Here is a 3,530-nt window from a genome sequence, read left to right on the forward strand (position 1 = left end):
CAGCTCGGTCCAGTTGGACAGTGGGAAGACCCGCACATGCTCGCCGGGCGCGTGCCGGCCGTTGTACAGGTTCCACAGCTCCGGGCGCTGGCGGCGCGGGTCCCACTGGGAGAACTCGTCGCGCAGCGAGAACACTCGCTCCTTGGCGCGGGCCTTCTCCTCGTCGCGGCGGCCGCCGCCGAAGACCGCGTCGAACTTCTCCGCCTGGATCTTCTCGGTCAGCGGCAGTGTCTGCAGCGGGTTGCGGGTGCCGTCCGGGCGCTCCTTGAGCACACCGCGGTCGATGTAGTCCTGCACGGAGGCGACGTGCAGCCGCAGCCCGTGCTTGTCGACCGTCCGGTCCCGGTACTCCAGGACCTCGGGGAAGTTGTGCCCGGTGTCCACGTGCAGCAGGGGAAAGGGGACGGGCGCCGGCGCGAACGCCTTCAGCGCGAGGTGCAGCATGAGGATGGAGTCCTTGCCCCCGGAGAACAGGATCACCGGGTTCTCGAACTCGCCCGCCACCTCCCGGAAGATGTGCACCGCCTCCGACTCGAGTCCGTCGAGGTGGGAGAGCGTCACCGTGTCCTCGGCCGGCTCGGCCGGACTCTGCATCAGAGCCGTCATACCAGGCCCCTCTCGGTGAGGAAGGTGTGCAGTTCGGCGGCGGTGTCCGCCACCGATCTGCTCTGTGTCCGGATCCGCAGATCGGGCGTCTCGGGCTCCTCGTAGGGGTCGTCGACACCCGTGAGCCCCGTCAGCTCGCCGACGGCCTGCTTGGCGTACAGACCCTTCACGTCGCGTACGGAGCACACCTCGACCGGGGTCGCCACATGGACCTCCAGGTACTCGATGCCGCGGGCGGCGTGCCGCTCACGGACCGCGGCGCGGGAGGCGGCGTACGGGGCGATGACCGGGGCCAGCACCAGCACGCCGTGGGAGGCGAGCGTCTGCGCCAGGAAGCCGATCCGGGTCACGTTGGTGTGCCGGTCCTGCCGGGTGAACCCGAGCTCCTGGGACAGGAACTGGCGGATCTCGTCGCCGTCGAGCACCTCGACCCTGCGGCCCGTGGCACGCAGCCGCTGCGCGACGGCACGGGCCAGGGTGGTCTTGCCCGCGCTCGGCAGCCCGGTCAGCCACATGGTGGCGCCCCGCTCGCGGGTGGCGGCGGCTCCGGCCGCCTGCGCGGTGGCCCCGGCGGCCGGGGTGTGCGCTGTGGTCACGGTGGTGCCCTCCTGAACGTGAGGTGACGTGCCGGAGCGGGAGTTCTCAGGCGGTGGCGAACTCGACCAGGGTCCGGCCGAGCACGTCCATGTCGATCCGGTGCCAGGAACCGGGCAGTTCCAGTGACCGGCCGTGGGGCAGGGCCGCCGCGGTCGCCCGCGCCGCCGCACGCAGCCAGTCGCTGGTGCCGGTGCTGTTGAGGACCAGCGTCGGTGTGGTGTATCCGGCGAGACGGTCGGCCGGAACGCTGCAGTCGCCGCAGATCGCCAGGTCGTAGGCGAGCGTGTGGGCGTTCGCCTCGTTCACCGCCCAGATCGGGCCGTTGCGCCACTGCGCGACCGTGTCCGGGGTCAGGCCCAGGAAGCTGCCCAGGAAGTACTCGACCGCCTCCTGGCGCCGGTCCTCCTCCATGAGCACCCGGAGGGTCTTGGCGACGTTCCACGGCGGCTTGGGGAAGCCGTCGACCCGGTAGAACGGCTCGTGCAGCGCCAGCCTGGTGATCGGGGCGCCGGCGAGCGCCGCCTCGATCGCCAGGTTCGCGCCCGAGGACCCGGCGAACACCACCGCCGACCCGCCGGCCTCCTGGATCACCGCCTCGAGGTCCTCGATCTCACGGGCGACGGCGTACTCGGGGGAGTCGCCGCTCTCACCGCGGCCCCGGCGGTCGTAGACGTACGTGGTGCAGTGCGGCGCCAGCTCGGGCACGAGCGCGTCGAAGATGGTGTGGTCGCGGAACGATCCGTTGAGGAGCACGATCGGCGGGCCGTCACCCGCCTTCTCGTAAGCGATCGTCGTGCCGTCCCGGGAAACGACCTTGCGCATCACGCACTCCTCACGCCGAAACGGAGGTGCTCTCACCTCCCGACCTGGCGGCATCTTCGAGCGCTCCGCTGGACAACGGGTCGAGGACCGGTCGCAAGGCCCCAGGGGCTGCGGTCGTGCTCGAACGGACACCCTGGGGCCGCTCCCGGCTCGTCCCTCGCGCGCGAGTGGCCCACGAGCCGGGCCACAGCCGGACTCGACCTGCGGGCCCTGTCATGGCTGTGACGAGGTGAGGCCCGTGGCGGCCGTCAGCGGCGCGTCAGTCCCCTGCCAGCACCGGCGGCGACAGTGGACCGGGCCCGTCCCGTCCTGCCGTCGAACACCGGGAGACCCACATGAGCAACCGGGGAGAACTCGGCGAGGTGCGCGCCGCCCTCGTGTCGCTGCCCGATGTGCGGGACGCTGCCGTCCATGTGACCCGGCAGGCCCCGGACAGCCCGCGGATCGTCGCGCACGTGGTGACGCGCACCCAGCTCGCCGACCTGCGCACCGCCCTTCGATCCCGGCTCCCCTCCCACCTGGTCCCGGCCCGCCTCCACCGGGTGCCGTACATCCCCCTGCTGCCCGACGGCAGTACCGACCGCCGCGCCCTGGCGGCGCTGACCTCGCCGGAGCCGGACGAGACCACCCCGGCGCCGGTACTGCCCGGACCCCTCGAGCGTGCGGCGGGCGAAGCCGGCGACGACGCGGCGCACGAGCAGCCGGCCACCGTGCCGGTCACCCCCCAGCAGCACGCCCTGCTCCTGGACGCGCTCGCCCACCGCGGCACCGGCCGCTACGTGGAGCAGCTGCACTGGCGCTGGCGCGGCCAGGTGGACACCGACCGGTTCACCGCGGCCTGGCAGTCCGTGTTCGACCGGGAGACGGTCCTGCGCGCCGCCTTCGACTGGGAGACCGGACCCCGCCTGGTGCTGCACGAGCACACCCGCGCCGAGGTCGTCCGCCACCCGGCCGGCTCCGTGGAATTCGAGGAGCTGAGGGAACGCGACCGGCTGCGCGGCTTCGACCTGCGCTGCCCGGGCCTGCTGCGGCTGAACCTCGTCGACGAACCGGACCCCGCCGACGGCGGGCCGCCGTCCGTGCGGGTCCTGCTGACCTTCCACCACGTCATGCTGGACGCCTGGAGCGTGTCGGTCCTGCTCCAGGAGTTCTACCGCGCCTACCTTGCCGGCGGCCGGCTGCCGGGCGGCGAACGGCGCCCCGACATCCGGGACTACGCGCGCTGGCTCGCCGGCCAGGACACCGCGCCCGCCCGTGACTACTGGTCCTCTGCCCTCCCGGCCACCACCGCCCTGGTGCTGCCGGCGATCCCCGGGCCGGCCACCGGCCTGAGCGGCTCCGGCCGGGCCGAGGCCCGCCTCGGCGCCGGACAGGCCGGCCGGCTGCGCGCCTGGGCGGCGTCCTGCGCGGCCACCGAGGCCGGCGCGCTGCAGGCGGTGTGGGCGCTGCTGCTGTACCGGGCGGCCGGCACCCCGGGACCCGCCCTGGTGGGCTTCGGCGTCACC

4 protein-coding genes are annotated in these 3,530 nt (G+C 73.3%); 1 reads left to right on the plus strand and 3 read right to left on the minus strand.

From position 1 onward, the window contains the following. From cysD to BZY54_RS45080, 3 genes are all read right to left on the minus strand, one after another. Positions 1–594, minus strand: a 594-nt coding sequence (gene cysD / locus BZY54_RS45070; RefSeq protein WP_143668303.1) for a sulfate adenylyltransferase subunit CysD, incomplete at its 3' end; no start/stop codon positions are given. Positions 595–602: 8 nt separating this feature from the next. Continuing rightward, a complete protein-coding gene (cysC, locus tag BZY54_RS45075; protein WP_279634766.1) occupies positions 603–1,202 on the minus strand; it encodes an adenylyl-sulfate kinase in 600 nt (199 codons plus the stop codon). 46 nt (positions 1,203–1,248) lie between these two features. Next, the gene (locus tag BZY54_RS45080) at positions 1,249–2,025 is read right to left on the minus strand and encodes an alpha/beta fold hydrolase (RefSeq protein WP_086731153.1); all 777 of its coding nucleotides are present in this window, start codon (positions 2,023–2,025) and stop codon (positions 1,249–1,251) included. A 335-nt stretch (positions 2,026–2,360) separates the two neighbouring features. Between BZY54_RS45080 and BZY54_RS45085 the strand changes: the two genes are divergently transcribed. After that, positions 2,361–3,530, plus strand: a 1,170-nt coding sequence (locus BZY54_RS45085) for a condensation domain-containing protein (RefSeq protein ID WP_244217651.1), incomplete at its 3' end; no start/stop codon positions are given.

This window comes from Streptomyces carpinensis, from assembly GCF_002154505.1.
Taxonomy (GTDB): Bacteria; Actinomycetota; Actinomycetes; order Streptomycetales; family Streptomycetaceae; genus Streptomyces; species Streptomyces carpinensis.

Excerpts from the sequence above, each read along its gene's own strand:
- BZY54_RS45080 (WP_086731153.1), bottom strand. The coding sequence starts at position 2,025 with ATGCGCAAGGTCGTTTCCCGGGACGGCACGACGATCGCTTACGAGAAG.